Origin of the sequence: Amycolatopsis melonis, from assembly GCF_040064235.1 — a bacterium.
In the GTDB taxonomy this organism is placed as follows: Bacteria; Actinomycetota; Actinomycetes; order Mycobacteriales; family Pseudonocardiaceae; genus Amycolatopsis; species Amycolatopsis melonis.
On the sequence record NZ_JBDZYD010000009.1, the window covers coordinates 36515 to 54981 of the forward strand.

Annotated in this window: 19 protein-coding genes, 1 tRNA gene and 1 other RNA gene; 13 read left to right on the forward strand and 8 right to left on the reverse strand. The window is 70.6% G+C overall.

Going from position 1 to position 18467, the window contains the following annotated elements; genetic code table 11:
• Positions 1–13 precede the first annotated feature (13 nt).
• From ABJI51_RS23955 to ABJI51_RS23990, 8 genes are all read left to right on the forward strand, one after another.
• A complete protein-coding gene (locus tag ABJI51_RS23955; protein WP_348953599.1) occupies positions 14–595 on the forward strand; it encodes a TetR/AcrR family transcriptional regulator C-terminal domain-containing protein in 582 nt (193 codons plus the stop codon).
• A gap of 78 nt (positions 596–673) precedes the next feature.
• Positions 674–750: transfer RNA gene (locus ABJI51_RS23960), tRNA-Met, on the forward strand.
• Positions 751–1119: 369 nt separating this feature from the next.
• The gene (locus ABJI51_RS23965) at positions 1120–1620 is read left to right on the forward strand and encodes a PadR family transcriptional regulator (RefSeq protein ID WP_348953601.1); all 501 of its coding nucleotides are present in this window, start codon (positions 1120–1122) and stop codon (positions 1618–1620) included.
• Between the two features lie 63 nt (positions 1621–1683).
• Entirely contained in the window at positions 1684–2787 is a 1104-nt protein-coding gene (gene prfB / locus ABJI51_RS23970; RefSeq protein WP_348953603.1) for a peptide chain release factor 2, read from the forward strand.
• A gap of 114 nt (positions 2788–2901) precedes the next feature.
• Entirely contained in the window at positions 2902–3591 is a 690-nt protein-coding gene (ftsE, locus tag ABJI51_RS23975) for a cell division ATP-binding protein FtsE (RefSeq protein WP_348953604.1), read from the forward strand.
• A gap of 46 nt (positions 3592–3637) precedes the next feature.
• Complete coding sequence (gene ftsX, locus ABJI51_RS23980) at positions 3638–4531, forward strand: permease-like cell division protein FtsX (protein ID WP_348953605.1); 894 nt, start codon at positions 3638–3640, stop codon at positions 4529–4531.
• Positions 4532–4577: 46 nt separating this feature from the next.
• On the forward strand, positions 4578–5060 hold the full coding sequence (gene smpB / locus ABJI51_RS23985) for an SsrA-binding protein SmpB (protein ID WP_348953606.1): 483 nt from the start codon (positions 4578–4580) through the stop codon (positions 5058–5060).
• Positions 5057–5953 (forward strand): amidohydrolase family protein, encoded by an 897-nt coding sequence (locus tag ABJI51_RS23990; protein ID WP_348953607.1) that lies wholly within the window; start codon positions 5057–5059, stop codon positions 5951–5953. The genes smpB and ABJI51_RS23990 overlap by 4 nt, the downstream gene beginning before the upstream one ends.
• Here ABJI51_RS23990 and ABJI51_RS23995 read toward each other — a convergent pair.
• Together ABJI51_RS23995 and ABJI51_RS24000 are read right to left on the reverse strand one after the other, a co-directional pair.
• Entirely contained in the window at positions 5950–7251 is a 1302-nt protein-coding gene (locus ABJI51_RS23995; protein ID WP_348953608.1) for an acyltransferase family protein, read from the reverse strand. The two genes, ABJI51_RS23990 and ABJI51_RS23995, sit on opposite strands and share 4 nt — an antisense overlap.
• 94 nt (positions 7252–7345) lie before the next feature.
• Positions 7346–7570: a hypothetical protein gene (locus ABJI51_RS24000; protein WP_072481551.1), complete on the reverse strand. Its 225-nt coding sequence runs from the start codon at positions 7568–7570 to the stop codon at positions 7346–7348.
• 154 nt (positions 7571–7724) lie between these two features.
• Here ABJI51_RS24000 and ABJI51_RS24005 point away from each other — a divergent pair, with 154 nt between their 5' ends.
• The gene (locus tag ABJI51_RS24005) at positions 7725–8981 is read left to right on the forward strand and encodes a hypothetical protein (RefSeq protein WP_348953609.1); all 1257 of its coding nucleotides are present in this window, start codon (positions 7725–7727) and stop codon (positions 8979–8981) included.
• On the opposite strand, the gene ABJI51_RS24010 is transcribed toward ABJI51_RS24005, so the two are convergent.
• Genes ABJI51_RS24010 through ABJI51_RS24020 form a run of 3 tightly spaced genes read right to left on the reverse strand, consistent with a single transcriptional unit; the run spans position 8966 to position 11448 of the window.
• Complete coding sequence (locus tag ABJI51_RS24010) at positions 8966–9607, reverse strand: response regulator transcription factor (RefSeq protein WP_348953610.1); 642 nt, start codon at positions 9605–9607, stop codon at positions 8966–8968. The genes ABJI51_RS24005 and ABJI51_RS24010 overlap by 16 nt on opposite strands.
• Before the next feature lie 39 nt (positions 9608–9646).
• The gene (locus tag ABJI51_RS24015) at positions 9647–10777 is read right to left on the reverse strand and encodes a sensor histidine kinase (RefSeq protein WP_348953611.1); all 1131 of its coding nucleotides are present in this window, start codon (positions 10775–10777) and stop codon (positions 9647–9649) included.
• A complete protein-coding gene (locus ABJI51_RS24020) occupies positions 10774–11448 on the reverse strand; it encodes a sensor domain-containing protein (protein WP_348953612.1) in 675 nt (224 codons plus the stop codon). The genes ABJI51_RS24015 and ABJI51_RS24020 overlap by 4 nt, the downstream gene beginning before the upstream one ends.
• Positions 11449–11604: 156 nt before the next feature.
• Between ABJI51_RS24020 and ssrA the strand changes: the two genes are divergently transcribed.
• Positions 11605–11976, forward strand: a transfer-messenger RNA (tmRNA) gene (gene ssrA / locus ABJI51_RS24025).
• Between the two features lie 952 nt (positions 11977–12928).
• On the forward strand, positions 12929–13138 hold the full coding sequence (locus tag ABJI51_RS24030) for a hypothetical protein (RefSeq protein WP_348953613.1): 210 nt from the start codon (positions 12929–12931) through the stop codon (positions 13136–13138).
• 1 nt (position 13139) lies between these two features.
• Here the strand turns inward: ABJI51_RS24030 and ABJI51_RS24035 are convergent, their stop codons facing one another.
• Both ABJI51_RS24035 and ABJI51_RS24040 read right to left on the reverse strand, forming a co-directional pair.
• A complete protein-coding gene (locus ABJI51_RS24035; protein WP_431605663.1) occupies positions 13140–14378 on the reverse strand; it encodes a GGDEF domain-containing protein in 1239 nt (412 codons plus the stop codon).
• A gap of 139 nt (positions 14379–14517) precedes the next feature.
• Complete coding sequence (locus ABJI51_RS24040; RefSeq protein WP_348953615.1) at positions 14518–15735, reverse strand: MFS transporter; 1218 nt, start codon at positions 15733–15735, stop codon at positions 14518–14520.
• Between the two features lie 183 nt (positions 15736–15918).
• Between ABJI51_RS24040 and ABJI51_RS24045 the strand changes: the two genes are divergently transcribed.
• Positions 15919–16980 carry a type IV toxin-antitoxin system AbiEi family antitoxin gene (locus ABJI51_RS24045; protein WP_348953617.1) on the forward strand — a complete coding sequence of 354 codons (1062 nt, stop codon included), beginning with the start codon at positions 15919–15921 and terminating at the stop codon, positions 16978–16980.
• Positions 16946–17620, forward strand: a complete 675-nt coding sequence (locus ABJI51_RS24050) for a hypothetical protein (protein ID WP_348953618.1) — start codon at positions 16946–16948, stop codon at positions 17618–17620. The genes ABJI51_RS24045 and ABJI51_RS24050 overlap by 35 nt, the downstream gene beginning before the upstream one ends.
• A 3-nt stretch (positions 17621–17623) precedes the next feature.
• Here ABJI51_RS24050 and ABJI51_RS24055 read toward each other — a convergent pair whose 3' ends face one another.
• A complete protein-coding gene (locus ABJI51_RS24055; protein WP_348953619.1) occupies positions 17624–18397 on the reverse strand; it encodes an IclR family transcriptional regulator in 774 nt (257 codons plus the stop codon).
• Positions 18398–18467 lie beyond the last annotated feature (70 nt).

The window sequence follows — 18467 nt, forward strand, 5'->3', positions numbered from 1 at the left end:
GAGAACGTCGAAAATGGCTCTGACCAGGCAGGACATTGCGCGGTCCGGGTTGAAGCTGCTCAACGAGGTCGGGCTGAACGGGCTCACGTTGCGGCTGATCGCCGCCGACCTCGGCGTGAAAGCTCCGGCGCTCTACTGGCACGTGAAGAACAAGCAGGAACTGCTCGACGACATGGCGACGCAGATGTACCGCGACTCCGTCGCCGATCGCGAGCCGCCGGAGTCGGCGGGGGAGTGGGAAGGCGTTGCCTACCGTGCCCGTGCGCTGCGGCGGATGATGCTGGCCTATCGCGACGGCGGGAAGGTCTTTGCCGGCACCTATCTCGGCGACACCAGCCTGGTCGGGACGCATCCGCTGCGCCGGAGCATCGACGCCGGGCTGGACGAGGGACGGGCCAGTCAGGCAACTTTCACCGTCTACTGCTTCGTCGTCGGCTTCGTCATCGAGGAGCAGGCTGTCCGTCCGATGCCCGGCGAGTTCGACGAGCGGTACGCCGGGGCGGGGCAGGCTGTGCTCGGGGATGCCGACGCGCGGTTCGAGGACGGGCTCGCCATGGTCCTCAGTGGAGCACGTCAGTGGCTCGGAACGGCGTAAGGCCAGGTCAGGCCCGTTTGGGGACCCCGGTGTAAACGCCGTGGACGCAGCATGTAATCTATTCAAGTACCACAACGGCGCGGGGTGGAGCAGCTCGGTAGCTCGCTGGGCTCATAACCCAGAGGTCGCAGGTTCAAATCCTGTCCCCGCTACCACAAAGAGGCGCGGTCCTGGAAATTCGGGACCGCGCCTCTTTTGTCATGTCCGCGCACCTTTCGCTGCAGACTTTCTCGTGAAGCACTCGAAAAACTACGAAACCCGCTATCCGGGTGCCGTGTCCGCGTGGTTGCGGTGCGTGTCCGGTGTCCGCCAAGCCGGGGACCGGCCGCCCGCGGCGGCGGTGGCCGGGGTGGTTCCGGTGCGGCTGGTTGGACCAAAGTGCGCGGCCGGTGGTTGCACAGCGTATCCGCGGTCCACAGTGGACCTGGTCGCATTGGGCCGAACGAGGGGATCTCACTAGCCACAATGGACAGATGTGCTGACCACTGTGGACACAGCGGCCGATAAGTGGGAACGTAGAGGACGTGTCCGAATTGAATGCAACAGCCGCCGCCCTGCTCGGTCTGCTCCACGACGGTCCCGCCACCGGCGGGCAGCTCGTCGCGGGGGCGGGTGAGCGTTTCGGCGCCTTCTTCAGCGTGACCCGCAGCCAGGTGTACCGGGAGCTCCCGGCGCTGTCCAAGGAAGGCCTCGTCCGGCTCGGCAAGCAGGGCCCGCGCTCCAGCCAGCAGTACGTCATCACCGCCGCCGGCAAGAAGGCCTTCAAGGCCTGGCTGACGTCCGAGGCCGGCCCCGACCACCTGCGCAGCCCGCTCATCCTGCGGCTCGTGCACGCGGGGTCGCTGACGGCCAAGCAGCGCCAGTCGCTGCTCGAGTCCGCCCGGGCCAGCTACACCCAGCAGCTCGACGAGGCGAAGGCGGCCACCAAGGCGGCCGACGGGCCGTACGAGAAGGCCGTCGCCGAGTTCGCCCAGGCCCAGGCCAAGGCCGCGCTGAAGCTGCTCGACGCCATCCCCGCGGCCTGAGGTTCGCGCGCCCACGACCGGTCCTCGCAACCGGTCGTGGGTTTTGCCGTAACCTTGACAAACGTGAGTGATGAGTTCGACGCGGCACTGAAGGACCTGGCCGGCAAGCTGACCCAGATCGAGTCGGTGATGGACCTGGATGCGCTGCGTGCCCAGGTGGCCGACCTGGAGCAGCAGGCCTCGAGCCCCACCCTCTGGGACGACCCGGAGGCGGCGCAGAAGGTGACGAGCCAGCTGTCCCACCGGCAGGGTGAGCTGCGGCGCGTCAGTGACCTGCGCCAGCGGCTCGACGACCTGGGCGTGCTCTACGAGCTCGCCGAGGCCGAGGGCGACTCCGGCAGCATGGGCGAGGCCGAGACCGAGCTCGCCGACCTCGGCAAGGCCATCGACGCCCTCGAGGTCCGCACCCTGCTCTCGGGCGAGTACGACGACCGCAACGCCGTCGTCACCATCCGCTCCGAGGCAGGCGGCGTCGACGCGGCCGACTTCGCCGAGATGCTCCTGCGCATGTACCTGCGCTGGGCCGAGCGCCACGGCTACCCGACCGACGTCTACGACATCTCCTACGCCGAAGAGGCGGGCATCAAGTCGGCGACGTTCAAGGTCAGCGCCCCCTACGTCTACGGCACCCTCTCGGTCGAGCAGGGCACCCACCGGCTCGTCCGGATCTCGCCGTTCGACAACCAGAGCCGCCGCCAGACGTCGTTCGCGCACGTCGAGGTGCTGCCCGAGGTCGAAGAGGTCGACCACGTCGACATCCCGGAGAAGGACATCCGGGTCGACGTCTACCGCTCGTCGGGCCCCGGTGGGCAGAGCGTCAACACGACCGACTCCGCGGTGCGCATCACCCACCTGCCGACCGGCATCGTCGTCTCCTGCCAGAACGAGAAGTCGCAGCTGCAGAACAAGGCGGCCGCGATGAAGGTCCTCCAGGCCCGGCTGCTGCAGCGCAAGAAGGAAGAAGAGCGCAAGGAGATGGACGCGCTCAAGGACGGCGGCTCCAGCTGGGGCAACCAGATGCGCTCCTACGTGCTGCACCCGTACCAGATGGTCAAGGACCTGCGGACGGAGTTCGAGGTCGGCAACCCGACGGCGGTGCTCGACGGTGACATCGACGGCTTCCTCGACGCCGGTATTCGCTGGCGGAAGCAGTCCAACGCGGCGTAACTCGGGCGCAGCGGGTGTCCGTTCGACCGCTCACCGTGCGCGAACGCCCGCTGCTCCACCCGGGTGGACCGGGCAACCGGGGCTTCACGAGACCGGTGGGTAGTATGCCGAATCGTGATCCGGCTCGAAGAGGTTTCCAAGGTCTACAAGACCTCGACGCGGCCCGCGCTCGAGCGGGTGTCCGTCGACATCGAAAAGGGTGAGTTCGTCTTCCTCATCGGTCCCTCGGGATCGGGGAAGTCGACCTTCCTCCGGCTCCTGCTGCGCGAAGAGGTGCCGACCAAGGGCCGCGTGATGGTGTCCAACTTCGACGTCGCCAAGCTGGCCCGGCGCCGGGTGCCCCGCCTGCGGCAGACCATCGGCTGCGTGTTCCAGGACTTCCGGCTGCTCGCCAACAAGACCGTCGCGGAGAACGTCGCCTTCGCCCTCGAGGTCATCGGCAAGCCCGGCCCGACCATCAAGAAGGTCGTCCCCGAGGTGCTGGAGCTCGTCGGCCTCGACGGCAAGGCCGACCGGCTGCCCAACGAGCTCTCCGGTGGTGAGCAGCAGCGCGTGGCGATCGCGCGCGCGTTCGTGAACCGGCCGCTGGTGCTGCTCGCCGACGAGCCCACCGGGAACCTGGACCCCGACACCAGCCAGGACATCATGCTGCTGCTGGAGCGGATCAACCGCACCGGCACGACCGTCCTGATGGCGACCCACGATCACTCCATCGTGGACTCCATGCGGCGCCGCGTCGTCGAGCTGCAGCTCGGCCGGGTGATCCGCGACGACGCCCGCGGCGTCTACGGCATCGGTCGCTGACCTCCCCGCCCTCGAACGACCCCGACCCCAAGGACCTGCACCCGCCATGCGCGCCAGTTTCGTCTTCAGTGAGGTAGTCACCGGCCTGCGCCGGAACGTCACGATGACCATCGCGATGATCCTGACCACGGCCGTGTCGCTCGCCATGCTCGGCGGCGGCCTGCTGGCCGTGCGCACGATCGACAAGATGAAGGCCAACTTCCTCGCCGACGTCGAGGTGTCGGTCTACCTCACCGACGACATCAGCGCGAACGACCGCAACTGCACGCAGGCGCTGTGCCAGTCGCTGCGGACGTCGCTGCAGAGCAACAACGGCGTCGAGTCGGTCGTGTTCGAGAACCGCGACCAGGCCTACGACCGGTTCAAGAAGATCTTCGAGAGCCAGCCCGAGCTGATCGCGCTGACCGGGCCGGAGTCGCTGCCCGCGTCACTGCACGTGAAGCTGAAGGACCCGGACCGCAGCGACGCGATCGTGCAGGAGTACGGCGGCAAGCCGGGCGTGCGGAAGGTCGACGACCAGAAGAAGTTCCTCGACCGCGTGTTCAACGCCTTCAACGGCGTCCGCAACATGGCCTTCGGGGCCGCGCTCATCATGGCCGTCGCCGCGCTGCTGCTGATCGCCAACACGATCCAGGTGTCGGCGTTCACCCGCCGCACCGAGGTCGGCATCATGCGGCTGGTCGGCGCGACGCGCTGGTACACGCAGCTGCCGTTCCTGCTGGAGGCGGTGGTCGCCGGCGTCTTCGGTGCGGTCATCGGGATCATCATGCTGATCATCACGAAGGCCGGCTTCCTCGACTCGGTGTTCACCGGTGACGTCTTCCCGAAGATCACCATGCTGGAGCTGCTGTTCCCGGTCGCGCCGATCCTGCTCGCGGTGTCCGTGGTGATCTCCGCCATCACCGGGTACGTGACGCTGCGCCTGTACGTCCGGCACTAGGTTTAACCGGCTGCTCGTCACTGCCGGTATCACGTAGAGTGGTCGTATGCCCAAGGAACGTGGCCAGAAGGTGATCGTGTCGAACCGCAAGGCGCGGCACGATTACTCCATCCTCGACACCTACGAGTGCGGTCTCGTGCTCGTCGGCACCGAGGTCAAGAGCCTGCGCGAGGGCAAGGCGTCACTGGCGGACGCGTTCGCGACCGTCGACGACGGCGAAGTCTGGCTGCGCAACGTGCACATCCCGGAGTACACGCAGGGCACGTGGACCAACCACATGCCGCGGCGGACCCGGAAGCTGCTGCTGCACCGGCGGGAGATCGAGAAGCTCATCGGCAAGACCAAGGAGAGCGGGCTCTCGCTGGTGCCGCTGTCGATGTACTTCAAGGACGGCAAGGTCAAGGTCGAGATCGCGCTCGCCCGCGGTAAGAAGGCCTACGACAAGCGCCAGGCGCTGGCCAAGCGGGACGCGCAGCGCGACATCAGCAAGGCGATGGGCCGGGCGCTCAAGGGCCGGTTCACGGAGTGACGCCCGGGCCGGCCACCGACGCCGACGTCGCGAGCTGGACGGCGTCGCTCGGGCTGCCCGGCCTGGTCGACCTGCACGTCCACTTCCTGCCGAAGCCGGTGCTGGACAAGGTCTGGGCGTACTTCGACCGCGCGTCGATGCACTACGGCACCGAGTGGCCGGTGTACTACCGGACGTCCGAGGACGAGCGGCTGGCCACCCTGCGGGCGCTGGGCGTCCGGCGGTTCGCGCCGCTGGTCTACCCGCACAAGCCGGGGATGGCGCAGTGGCTGACATCGTGGGCGCTCGAATTCGCCGCCCGCGTCCCGGACGCGGTGCCGACCGGGACGTTCTACCCGGAGCCCGGTGCGGAATCCGCAGTGGACAGTGCGCTGCGCGACGGTGCCCGCGTGTTCAAGGCGCACGTACAGGTGGGCGCGTACGACCCGCGTGACTCGCTGCTGAAACCGGTGTGGGGAGCGCTGGCCGACGCCGGCGTCCCCGTCGTCGTCCACTGTGGACACGGTCCGTTGCGGGGCGACTTCACCGGGTTGACGGTCTTCGAAGAGGTCCTGGCGCGGCATCCGAAGCTGACGGCGGTGCTCGCGCACGCGGCGATGCCGGAGTTCGGCGCGGCGTTCGACCTGATGGCGAAGTACCCGCGCGTGCACCTGGACACCACGATGGTCGGCGTCCCGTTCGCGGAGAAGATGGCGCCGCTGCCTCCGGACTGGGCGGCGCGGCTGGCCGCGTTCGCCGACCGCGTCGTGTTCGGCACGGACTTCCCGAACATCCCGTACCCGTACGCGACACAGCTGCAGGCGATCGCCGGCTGGGCGGACGCCGACGATCGCCTGGGAGAGCCGTTCCTGCGGGCCGTCCTGCACGACACCCCGCTGCGGCTGATCTCCTAACGCCGCAGCGCGGCACGTTCGGTCACGGAGACCGCGCGGGCCAGCAGGTCGGTGACCGGGATCTGCTTGCCCGCCAGGAGGAATCCGGCCGTCGCGAGGACCACCCACGGCACCGGGCCGTGGGCGATGCCGTCCGACAGCGGAGCGAATCCGCGGGCGGCGAGGCCGAGCAGGCCACCGGAAACCAGCAGCCCCGCGACGACCAGCTGCGGAGTGCGTGCGGTGACGGCGGACGTGTCGCGCTGCAGCTCGAAGTGGGCGAACACACGCAGCAGGCCCAGCAGCACCAGCCCGCAGACCGCGAACCACGCGGGCGCCATGACCAGCCAGAACACCGTGCCGGGCGCGGGAGTTTCGTAGCCGAGGCCGTAGACGGTCACGCCCGCCACCACGATCAGCGCCGGCATGTGCCACAGGTAGACGCTCATGAACCGCGCGCCGAGCCAGCTCAGGGCGTTCCCGACGCCGGGCCGCCCGGCGAGCGCGTTGAGCTGCGGTCGGAAGGCCAGCAGCAGGCCGATCTGGCCGACGGCGAGGAAGGCGAGCAGCACGGTGGGCGGGCTCATGTTCGACACCGGCGCGCCCGGCATGCCGATCATGCTGGCCGGATACGGGCCGAACGCGACCATCAGCGCGGTGACGCCGAACCCGGCGGCGGACAGGCCGAGCGCGGCACGCCGGGTGAGCGTGCCGAGGCGGCCTTCGACGTAGTGGAAGCCGAGCTGGTGGACCGCGACCCAGACGAAGATCGCGTTGGCGTAACCGATGAAGCCGAAGTCGTTGAAGCGCGCGACGTCGACGAGCACCCCGGCCGCACCCATGACCAGCGGCACTTTCAGGCCCCAGCGCCGGTGCGCGGCGACCATGACGGGCGTGAGCAGGATGACCAGGACGTAGACGGCGAGGAACCACAGCAGCTGCGCGGCGATCGCGCTGCCGACCTGGAGTGGCTGGTCGGGCACGCCGAGGCCGCGCAGGAAGTCCGGGACGACCAGCCAGACGGCCATCAGCGGCAGGACCGGCACCATCAGCCGCTTGATCCGCGCGGCCAGCCACTTCCGCGGCGACCCGGCGCGGCTCAGCGAGATGAGGTTGGCGGCGCCCCCGGCGAAGAAGACGAGCGGCATGACCTGGCTGAGCCAGGTGACGACCCACCAGCCGGGCGTGGCGAGGGCGTTGCCGGTCGCGAGGTGGCCGTCGGAGTAGGAGAGCACCGGCATGACCCAGTGCTGGGCGATGACGGCGAGGATGGCCCCCGCCCGGACGACGTCGAGAAAGCGGTCCCGGCTCGTGTGCATGCTGTCGAGCTTGGTCGCTCCGGCCTGCGGAAACAGCGGTGCTGCCCGGCGTATCCGGGGTCCTGTTCACCCCCGCCGGAAGCGGGGGTTTTCCCTACCGCAGCCCGTCGGGCTCGGGTTCGTGCTGCGCGGCGGCGACGCGGTACTCCCAGCCGTGCTCGGTGAGCCCGAGCTCGTAGCGGGTCTCGATCTTCGGCCCGCCGTGCAGGTGGATGTGCCGGATCACGGTGCCGGGAACGGGTTCGGCGTCACCGAGTTCCTGGACGCGGCCGTCGAGCGGGCCCCCGAAGAAGCGGACGCAGCGGGTCTCGTCGGTCATCTGCGCTCCTCTCCGACGGGTCCGCTCATGGTAGGTGAGCGATGGTGAGGGTGCCGCCCGCGGAACGGGTGACCCGGTTCCCACCCTACGGGACTTCCGGTCACCGGCTGTTTGCCTATGATCACGAAGCTGGTTGCCGGGGGAGGGGATTCGGGTGCGGCTCGAGGGGCAACGGCTGCGTTCGCGGGCCGGTTCGGTCGGCGGTCTCGGCTTGACGGTGCTCGCGACGTCGGCGATGGGGTACGTGCTGCTGGTGCTGGCGGGCCTGCACCTCAGCCCGGCCGAGAACGCGGTGTTCCTCGGCTTCTGGGGCCTGCTGATGGGCGTCGGCAGTGCGTTTTCGCCGCTGGAACAGGAATTGTCCTGGCAGACGGCGGTGGCAGGCGGCAAGCCGGACTCCGGCGCGCTGCGCACCTTCGCGGTGACGCAGACGATCGCGGTGGTGATCGCGGCCGCGCTGGCGGTCCCGGCGGTCAGCACGCGGCTGTTCGACCAGCACCGCGTGCTGGCCCTCGTCGCCGGCTGCGGGATCGTGGCCTTCCCGGCGTTGTACGGCCTGCGTGGGCTGTTCATCGGCGCCGGACACACCGGCCGCTACTCGGCCGTCCTGCTGGCCGAGGCCGGAGTGCGGCTGGCCTGTTTCGCCGCGCTCGTCCTGGCGGGCGCCGGAAACCTGACCTGGCTGGCGGTGGCCGTCGCCGCCGGCTCGGGTGCCTGGCTGCTCTTCGGTTTCCGGGTGCGGGGCCTGGTCGAACCCGGTCCGCCTGCCGAGGCGTGGGGACCGCTGTGGCGGCGGATGCTCGGCCTGTCGCTGAGCGCCGCGCTGACCGCGAGCGTGCTGACCGGCTACCCGGCGGTGGTGAAGCTCGTCGCGCCGCCCGGCAGCGAGGAGGCGCTCAGCGGGTTGTTCCTCGCGGTGTCGCTGCTGCGGTCGCCGTTGCTGCTGGTGCTCGCCCCGATCCAGTCGCTGGCGGTTCCGACGGTGGTCCGCGTTCTGCAGCAGCCGGACGGCGCCCGACGGCTTCGCCGGCTCGCCGCGGTGGGCGCGGCGGGAACACTGGGGACCGGCCTCGTCGTGGCCGCGGTCGCCTACGTGGCCGGGCCGTGGGTGTTCCACCTGCTCTACCGCGACAAGTTCGCGGTGTCACCGTGGACGATGGCCGGTCTTGGCTGGTCCGGTACCGCGCTGGCGGCCACCATGCTCACGGTTGCCGCGCTGGTCGCGCGGAAGCAGACCAGCCGCGTCGTCGTCGTGTGGGCCGTGGTCGCCGGTCTGAGCCTGGGCGTGCTGCTCGTTGCGCCAGGCGGCATCCTGGTGCGCGCCGTGCTGGGGGCGACCGTCGCCCCGACTGCCGGGCTGGGCGTTGCGTTGGTGCTGGTGACCGCCGTGCGCGATCAGCGGCCCAGGTAGGTCAGGACCGCGCGGACGCGGCGGTGTTCCTCCGCGCTGGCCTCCAGGCCGAGCTTCGAGAAGATGTTGCCGATGTGCTTCTCCACCGCGCCGTGCGAGACCACCAGCGAGTTCGCGATCGCCGTGTTCGACAGGCCCTGGGCCATCAGGCCCAGCACCTCCGACTCGCGGGCCGTCAGCGCGTCCAGGGGATTGCGGCGGCCGCGGGCCATCAGCTGGGCGATCACGTCCGGGTCGATCGCCGTGCCGCCGTTGGCCACCCTGCGGACCGCGTCCAGGAACTCCGCCACGTCCGCGACGCGCTCCTTCAGCAGGTAGCCGACGCCGCCCGCGCCGCCCGAGAGCAGCTCCACCGCGTACGACTCCTCGACGTACTGCGAGAGCACCAGGACCGGCAGGCCCGGGATCTCCTTGCGGGCCGCCAGTGCCGCGCGCAGGCCCTCGTCGGTGAACGTCGGGGGCATCCGGACGTCGACGATCGCCAGGTCGGGCCGGTGCTCCTTGACCGCGCCGAGGAGGTCGTCGCCGTTGTCGACGGCCGCCGCCGTCTCGATGCCCTCGTCGGCGAGCAGGCGGGTGACCCCCGCCCGCAGCAGCACGGCGTCTTCGGCGATGACTACCCGCATCCGGCCCCCAGGTTCGTGGATGAACGAGGGCCAGCTTATTCACCACTGGCAGGGCAGGTCCGCCCGGATTACGGTCGGCCCGCCCACCGGGCTGACGACCGTGATGACGCCGTCGATCGTCGCGGCGCGGTCGGCAAGGCCGGCCAGCCCGCCGCCGGGCCGCACCTCCGCGCCGCCGTGGCCGTTGTCGGTGATCTCGACGACGACGTGCCCGTCCGTGCGCCACACCTTCACGGCCGCTTCGGTCGCCCCGGAGTGCTTCGCGATGTTCGTCAGGGTCTCGCCGACGATGAAGTACGCGGTCGTCTCCACCGCCGCCGGCGGCCTCGGCTCCACGTCCACCCGGACGTCGACCGGGATCGGCGACTTCGCCGCCTGCGCCGACAGCGCCGCGTCCAGCCCGCGGTCCCCGAGCACGGCCGGGTAGATGCCGCGGGCGAGGTCCCGCAGCTCCGACACGGCGAGCTTCGCGTCGGCGTGTGCCTCGTCGATCAGCTCCCGTACCGACTCCGGATCCTGGTCGAACTTCGACTTCGCCCGGCCCAGGCTCATCGCGACCGCCACCAGCCGCTGCTGCGCGCCGTCGTGCAGGTCACGCTCGATGCGGCGCCGTTCCGCCTCCGCCGCGTCGACGCCCCGCGCCCGCGACGCCTGCAGCCGTTCGGCCTTCTGCTCCAGCCGTTTCGTGCGGTCCGGGCCCAGCAACGCCAGCGCCAGCTCGCCGTGCAGCCAGCCCAGCCACGGCGTCACCCAGATCGCCATCGGCAGCAGCACGATCGACGCCAGCGCGATCCCCAGCTCCACGCACGCCAGCGGGAACGCGGCCATCAGGTAGGCCAGATCCCGCCACGTCGTCGGGTCGCTCAGCCGCGTCGCCCACCGCCGCACCAGCGTCATGCCATCGACCGGGCGGCGCTCCACCGGCGGCAACGGCACCCCGAGCATCTTCCCGGCCCAGCCGCGTTCGCGATCGCCCGACCAGCGGACGAAGCTCGTCGTCGCCAGCAGGATCGGGAACCCGATCCACACCGCGACCGTGGCGACCCCCACCGCCGTCCCGGTCACGATCAGCACGAACTGCAGAAGCCGGAAGACGAAGCTGACGATCATGTAGACGATCGTGCGAGCCGGATGCGGCCGCGCGTGCTCCAGCTGCTCCGCCTCGGTCATCCCGCCACCAGGTTCTTCTCTTCCGTGTCCAGCCACCAGCGCTCCATCCGGTGACGCTGCGCCACCGTCGGCCCGAGCAGCCCGGCCGCCAGCCGGGCGTGCACCCCCGCGAGCGCCTTCGTCAACGCCACCGACAACGCGATGAACAGCACCCCCAGCGCCGCCCACGGTAGCGCCTCCACGGTCGAGTCCACGGTCAGCCACCGCACGTCCTCGGCCGGGAAGTGGTAGGCACCGCCCGGCAGCCACCGGAAGTAGATGGGCAGCGCAGTCAGCGCCAGGCTCGTCGCCCAGAACGTCGTGACCAGCACGAACTCGACGACACCCAGCGGGAACAGCAGGAAGAAGTAGGCCAGGTCCCGCCACGTCGACGGATCCTTCAGCCGCGCCTTCCACCGCAGCGCCTGCCTCCCGGCGGGCAACGGCAGGTACGGCAGCTCGATGTAGCGGTCCAGCAGCGCATAGACCCGCGCCCGCTCCAACCGCGCGGCACCCCGCACGGCCAGCACCAGGACGGCGAGAAGGCCGACGCCCACCCACACCACGGCAGTCCCCACCCCGGCCGCCGTGAACGACGTCAGCAACGCGAACGCCACCACCCCCAGCGGCAGGTTCATCAGCAGGAACACCACCGAACCACCGAACGGCGGATCCCGCCTCTCGACCACCATGACCAGGCTCCCTTCATCCTCGCCCCACCAGCATCGCCGTCCACCCGGCCAGGTGACATGGGGCGCGCGGGCATCCTCCCGGTGGGGCAGGCCCTACCACCGGGAAGAAAGCAGTGGCGGCACGCGTTATGATGAACAGGTTGAGCAACCCACCAAGGGGGTGAACGGTTTCGACTCTGGACGTTGAGTCAGGGGAAGCGTGCCGGTGCAGGCGAGAGACCACCGCAAGCGTCATCGCAAACCAATAAGCGCCAAGGTCAAGTACCAGCGCGACTACGAACTCGCCGCCTGAGCGTAGTTCGAGTCTGTCGGCCCGGGGTCGCCTCCGACCCGGTCGCCGGCATCAGCTAGGAGGCTCACCGCCGGGCCCGGCCACGGGGTCCGGTTGGGAAACAAACAGTGGCTGGGCTCGTCACCTCAGCTTGTTCGCGTGACTGAGGGAGCCAAGCAGAGATACAGCGAACTGCGCACGGAGAAGCCCTGTCGAGGCGCCAGAGGACCCGGGTTCAATTCCCGGCACCTCCACTTCGAGAAGGTCCACGCCCCTTCGGGGCTGGACCTTCTCTTCGTTCTCGGGTGTTTATCTGGGGGTCGAACCCCCAGACCCCCGCCAGGCGGGCTTCGCCCCCTGGACCCCCTCCCGGGGCTTCGCCCCGGTCCCCGTGTTTTTCCTTTCGGGGCTTCGCCCCTCATTCCCTTTGGGGCTTCGCCCCTTGCCCCCCTTCTGGCTTCGCCCCGCGGCCCTTGGCCGCTTCGGCTTCGCCTTTGTGCTCGGCTCGCCGCGTGGCCGCCCCCGTCCTGTGTGCTCGCGCCGCCGTGTGCCCATGCCTGGGCTGCTCCCGCATGCCTCTTGCGGGTCTTCGTCTCTGCATCCCGAGTCCGCCCCGCCTGCGCGTCCGCACCCTTGCGTGCCCGTGCCCGTGCCCGTGCCCGTGCCCGTGCCCGTGCTCGCGCTGCTCGTGCCTGCCGGGCTTCGTCCCGCGTCCCGGTCCCTTGCGTGCCCCTGCCGCCGCGTGCCCATGCGTGGGCTGCCCCACGCATGGCTCTTGCGGGTCTTCGTCTCCGCATCCCGAGTCCGCCCCGCCTGCGCGTCCGCACCCTTGCGTGCCCGTGCCCGTCCCCGAGCTGCTCGTGCCCGCGAGGCTTCGTCCCGCGCCCCAGTCCCGCGCGTGCCCGTGCCGCCGCGTGCCCATACCCGCGCTCTCGTCCCTGGCCCGCGCGCTCGTGCCACCGCGTGTCCGTGTCCGCGTCCCCTCCTCTTGCTGGGCATCCCCGGCCTACCCGCCGTCTGCCTCTTCCCCTCCTCTCTCACCTGGTCGTACCGGCCCCGCGTCCCCCGTCAGGGTTTCGCTCTACTGAGAGTGGGGGTTGTGTTGCTGGGGGTTGTGGTGGGGGTCACTTGTGGGTGGGTTTGGGTGGGGTGTCATGCTGGGCTTCCGACCATGGCTCCGCACCCGTGGGGTCGGAAGTAGGTGGCCAGATGACCTGGGCCCGGCGTAATGGCAGCTCTCTTGCCCATGATGAGGACAGCCGGATGGGGGTTATCCGGGCTGAGGAAGCCGTTCGGCTTGCCGAACAGAATGATCGGGCCGTTCTCACCGTGGCCGGGCACTCCTCCGACTCTCGGGAATGTGCCGAACTGCTGGCCATGCTCGGGCTCGATGTCCGGCGGCCGCAGCGGGCCGGGTGACTCAGACCAGGTCCGCTACGTGGACCACCTTGTTCCGGCCCGTTGCCTTTGCGTGGTACAGGGCCGTGTCGGCTGCGTCCAGGAGGCGCTGCAGTGATGTTCCCGCGTTGGGGTAGACCGCTATGCCGATCGAGACCGACAACCCCTTGATCGACAGGTGACCCATCGGGACCTTCAGGGCGCTGATCGTCCTGCGGATGCGCTCGGCCACCGCGCCGATGTCCGGCTGGGTGATGCCCGGCAGCAGGACCACGAACTCCTCGCCGCCGAAGCGGCCCACCGCGTCGCCGCGGCCGCGGACCGCCGAAATGATCGACTGGGCCACCGCCCTCAGTACCGCGTCGCCCGCCAGGTGGCCGTACGTGTCGTTCACCTGCTTGAAATGGTCCAGGTCCAGCATCAGGATGCCGAACGTTCCCTGCTGACGGGCCGTGGCCGCCAGCGTCCGCTCCGCCAGCGCGTGCCAGCCGCTCGTGTTGTACAGGCCCGTCTTCTCGTCGCGGTGAGCCGCCACCTCCAGCTGCTTCACCAGCACCGTCCGGTGCAGCAGGAGCAACGGCGGGAACACCAGCACCACCAGGCCCGGCAACGTCGCCAGCGCCAGGGCGTTCAGCGCGCCCAGGCACAACGTGGCGATCTCGAGGCCGTTGTCGGACCAGCTGCCGAACAACGCCGCCGGCGTGCGGCCCACCTCGCGGCGGGCCGGGAGCACCAGCAGCGCGTTGACCACGAAGAACGTCAGGCCCGCGGCCGCCGTCGCGAACGTTCCGGTCCAGCCTGCCGTCATCGCGGCGCGGATGTCGTGCACGCCGGACGCGCGCAGCACCGACTGTGCCGCGTAACAGGAGAGCAGGATGATCGCCGCGTTGCTGACCGTGCGGGAGGCCGGGACCCGCTGCAGGCGGTACCAGCTGCGGATCGCCAGGTGCGCGTACAGCCCGGCGACCAGCAGGGTCAGCAGCAGCGGCGGCAGCAGGAGGACGCCCGCGAACGTCCACACCGACGTCATGTTGATGTGCGGGCTGCCCGACACGCGACGGCGGATGCGTTCCACGCGCCGTCCCGTCTCCGCCTGGACCACGCCCAGCACCAGCAGCGCCGCCAGGATCAGCAGCGTGCGGCGGTCGATCGCGATCGGGGACGGCCGCAGCGTCAGGACCACCGCCACCACCTCGCTCGCGAGGCAGTACACGACCACCCGCGGACCCTGCCGCCACAGCGCCCAGCGCCGTGGTGCCACGAGGATGTCACGAATGCGTGGCACAGAGCGCGGAACCCCACCGCCGGTCCGCATACTCATGGTGTCCGGCCGGTGACGGAGCCGGGTCGGCCCGGAGCGGGGGAAGGAGGCGCACCATGTGCGGACGCGACAACTGAGGTCATCGACCCTCCCGCCTGACCCGGCGCCACGCCCTCGCGATCGGCACGGCCACCGCGGCACCCGCCGCCCCGGCCACGGCGATGGTGTGGCCCGGGCTCAGCACGTCGGCCAGCGCGCCCGCCGCGGCCGCGCCGACCCCCTGCACGGTGATCAGGCCCGCCGAGTTGACCCCGGCGCACTGCGCGCGCTGCTCGTCCGGCACCCGGCGCATGAACGACACCGTGCCCTGGATGTTGTAGCCCGTGGCCAGCAGCCCGGACACGGCCAGCAGCACCACCGACAGCACCAGCCCCGGCCGGACCACGAACACCACCAGCGGCAGCCCCGCGGCGATCCCGAGCAACCCGAGCAGCCGCACCTGCGCGGCTTCCGGGATCCACCGGCCGAACACGACCCCGCCGAGCACGCTGCCCGCCGGATCGGCCGCCATGAGCAGCCCCACCAGCGTCGCGCCCGCGCCGATCCCGGCCGCGTACGGCGCGGCCAGCGCCTCCGGCACGATGTAGAACCCCGCCAGCCAGTTGAGCGCCACCAACGTCCGCAGTGCCGGGTCACGCCAGATCAGCCGGATCCCCGCGCCCGTCGCCGACAGCCAGGCCGGCCGGACCGCCTGCGCGATCGCCGCGCGCCGCCGGACGCCCACGAGCAGCAGGATGGCCGAGAGGACGAACGTTGCCGCGTCCAGTGCCAGTGCCGCGGACGGCGTGAGCGCGGCGATCAGCACACCGCCGCCCGCGAACCCGGCCAGCTGGGCGCCCTGGATGGTGATGTTGCGCAGGGCCATCCCGACCAGGTAACGCTCGCCTTCGAGGACCGTCGGCAGCAGGGCCTGCTGCGCGGCCTTGAACGGCCCGCCCAGTGCCGTCATCGCCGCGACCAGCACGCACAGCACCCACAGCGGGACGCCGGGAACCGCGATGACGGCGACCAGCACGGCGCGCGCCAGGTCCGTCGCGACCATGACGTCGCGGCGCGGCCACCGGTCGCCCGCGCCGGCCAGCAGGACACCGCCGAGCAGTGACGGCACGTACGTCAGGGCGTAGGTGAGGCCGGTCAGCGCGGCCGAGCCGGTCCGCTGGAAGACGAGCACCGCGAGCGCGACGCGGGCGAGCTGGTCACCGCAGACGGACAGCAGCTCGGCGGTCCACATCGCGCGGAACTCGGGGACGGCGAGCACCGCGCCGAACCCCACCCTCGTCACGCGTGCGTCATCCATCGCCGGTGCCCCTCGGAACGCTGTTCAGTCACGGTAATAACCCAGCGGAGTGGAATCGAGTCGTTCGGTGACAGTTGCCCCGATCGCACCAGCCCCGGCCCCCGGACGGCCCGCGACGGCCGTCAGCCGGGACGGCCGCCGGGACAAGTTGCGAGAGAAGAGAGACTTGTTCAAAATGAGAGCATGTTCAAAACAACTGAACATGCTCTCCCGTTGAACAGCGGGAGTTTGACCAGCGTGGCAGTCGAGCGGCTGGGTGAGTTCGGGTTCCGGGGTGAAGTGCTCTCCGTCGAGAGCACCGAGCCCGGCGAAACGCACCGGCTCGACGCCGTGCTGCGTCTGACCGCCCGGTCCGGGGCCGCCCGGACCTACGGTGTCGAGGTCAAGCGCCGCTTGACCCCTGAACTGGCCACCAGCCTCACTCTGCCCGCCGGCCTCCCGGCGCTGGTGGTCACGACGCATGTCAGCGAGCCTGTTGCCGAGCGCCTGCGTGCCCGGGGGATCGATTACGTGGACACCGCGGGCAATGCGCACCTGGCTTGGGACGACGTCCTCGTCGACGTCCGCGGACGGCGCAATCCGGCGGTTCCGCGGGCGAGAACCTCGCCAAGGGCCGCTGGGGCTTTCGGCCGCTCGGGTCTGCGCGTGGTGTTCGTCCTCCTCAGCTGGCCTGATCTCGTATCCCGGCCGTACCGGGTCCTGGCCGAAGCGAGCGGGGCCTCGCTGGGAACCGTCAAGGCGGTGATCGACGAGCTCGCCGCGGCGGGTTACCTCTATGCCGGGGCGAAGGGGCGCCGGCTGGCCCGCGGTGGCGAGCTGCTCGACCGGTGGGCCGAGGCGTACTCGATCACCTTGCACGCGGCGCTGGCGCTCGGCGAATTCTCCGTGGACGACCTCTCGTGGTGGCCGGCCTCGGAGACCGAGATGCGCTCGATGGGAATCCAGCTCGGCGGAGAAGCCGGAGCCAGTCTCCTCGACTCACACCTGCGGCCCGCTTCGCTCACGCTCTACGCCGAACAGGTTCCGGCCCGGTTCGTCGGCCGGCATCGCCTGGCCCGGGCGGACGGCAACGGCAACGTCCACATCCGGGAACGGTTCTGGCGCGTGCCCGAACCGGAGTCCTGGCTCGTGCCTTCCCCGTTGATCTACGCCGACTTGCTGGCTTCGGGAGATCCGCGCCAGCGCGACCACGGAGACCGGATCCGGACCCATGACGATCGACTTGTCCGCCTCGACCGAACCTGAAATCGTCCGCGCCGCCCGTGTGCTCACCGCGGTGAACGCCGCTGCCCAGGCAGCCGATGTGGACTACCTGGTGGTCGGGGCCACGGCGCGCACGATCCTGTCGATCGGGCTGGCCGGAACGGCGCCCGAGCGAGCCACCCGTGACGTCGACATCGCGGTCGAGGTGGCCACCTGGGCCGACTTCGACCATCGGTTGAACGTCCGTGGCCTGCGTGAGGCGACGGCGTCCGCCGAGACCGTCGTCCTGCCCGGCGGGCTCACCGTCCGGGTTCCCGCGGCGCCCGAGCTGGCCCTCCTCAAGCTGCTGACCTGGTGGGAGCGTCGCATGATCACCACCCGCGACGCGATCGATCTCGCCACGATGATCTCCTGGTATTCGACCGGGCCCTACCTCGATCTCCTGTACGAAGAGGAATCCGCGCTGCTGGCTCAGCACGAGTACGACCCGGCACTCGCGGGTGCCTGGCTCCTGGGATCGCTGATGCCAAGGCTGCTCGACGACGCCGGAAAGAAAGCGCTGCTCCGGATTGTCGCGGACGACGACGTGCTCGGCCGGCTGGCGAACGACGCACGAGGCACCCGGGCGCCGGAACTGATGCGGGCGATGGGCGCAGGCATCCGGCACGCGGTCGGGATGTGAAGCTCAGCCGGGACGGCCGCCGATGCGGGTGGTCAGCTCGGTGGCCGCCGCCGCCACCTCGGCGGCCAGCTCCGGCCATGTCCGGTCGCACGGCTCGGTCTCGCAGTGGTGGCGCAGCGTCACGCTGATCGCCGCCAGGGGGCGGGCTCCGTGGTCGAACACCGGGCAGGCCACCGAGGCGAAGCCGTCCGTCACGTGGCCGTCCTCCACGGACCAGCCCAGGCGGCGCTCGGCCGTCAGGGTGCGGCGCAGCTCCGCCAGCGTGCGGGGGCCGCGGCCGGTGCGGAGGACGAACGCCGCCGGGGAGGGGAACAGGGCTCGGACGTGGGCGGCGGGCAGGTGCCGCAGGATTGCGCGGCCCGAGGCCGTCAGCTGGCCCGGGAGGCGGACGCCGACCTCCGTCACCAGCGTCTCCGGGCGGGCCGGGCGCTCCTTGATCAGGTACAGGGACTCGTTGCCGTGCAGGACGCCCAGGTGGGCCGTGTGGCCGGTGCGGTCGACCAGCTTGCGCAGCAACGGCCCGGCCAGGCGCTCCAGCGGGTCGTGGCGCAGGTACGCCGAGCCCAGCTCGAACGCCGCGATGCCGAGGCCGTAGCGGCGCTCCGCGGGAAGGTGGACGACGAAACCGGCCGCCTCCAGCTCGTTGAGCAGGTGGTACGTCGTCGAGCGGGGGAGATCCGTCTCGCGGGCGATCGCCGCCGCCGTCACGGGGCCCGGGCGGGTCGCCAGCAACCGGAGGACCGCCAGGCCGCGGCGCAATGCCGGAACGTCGCTCATGGCTCACCTCCTCGCGGCCAGGCTAGCCCCGGTGTCTGGGATACCAGACAGAACCACTCCGCAGCGCCTC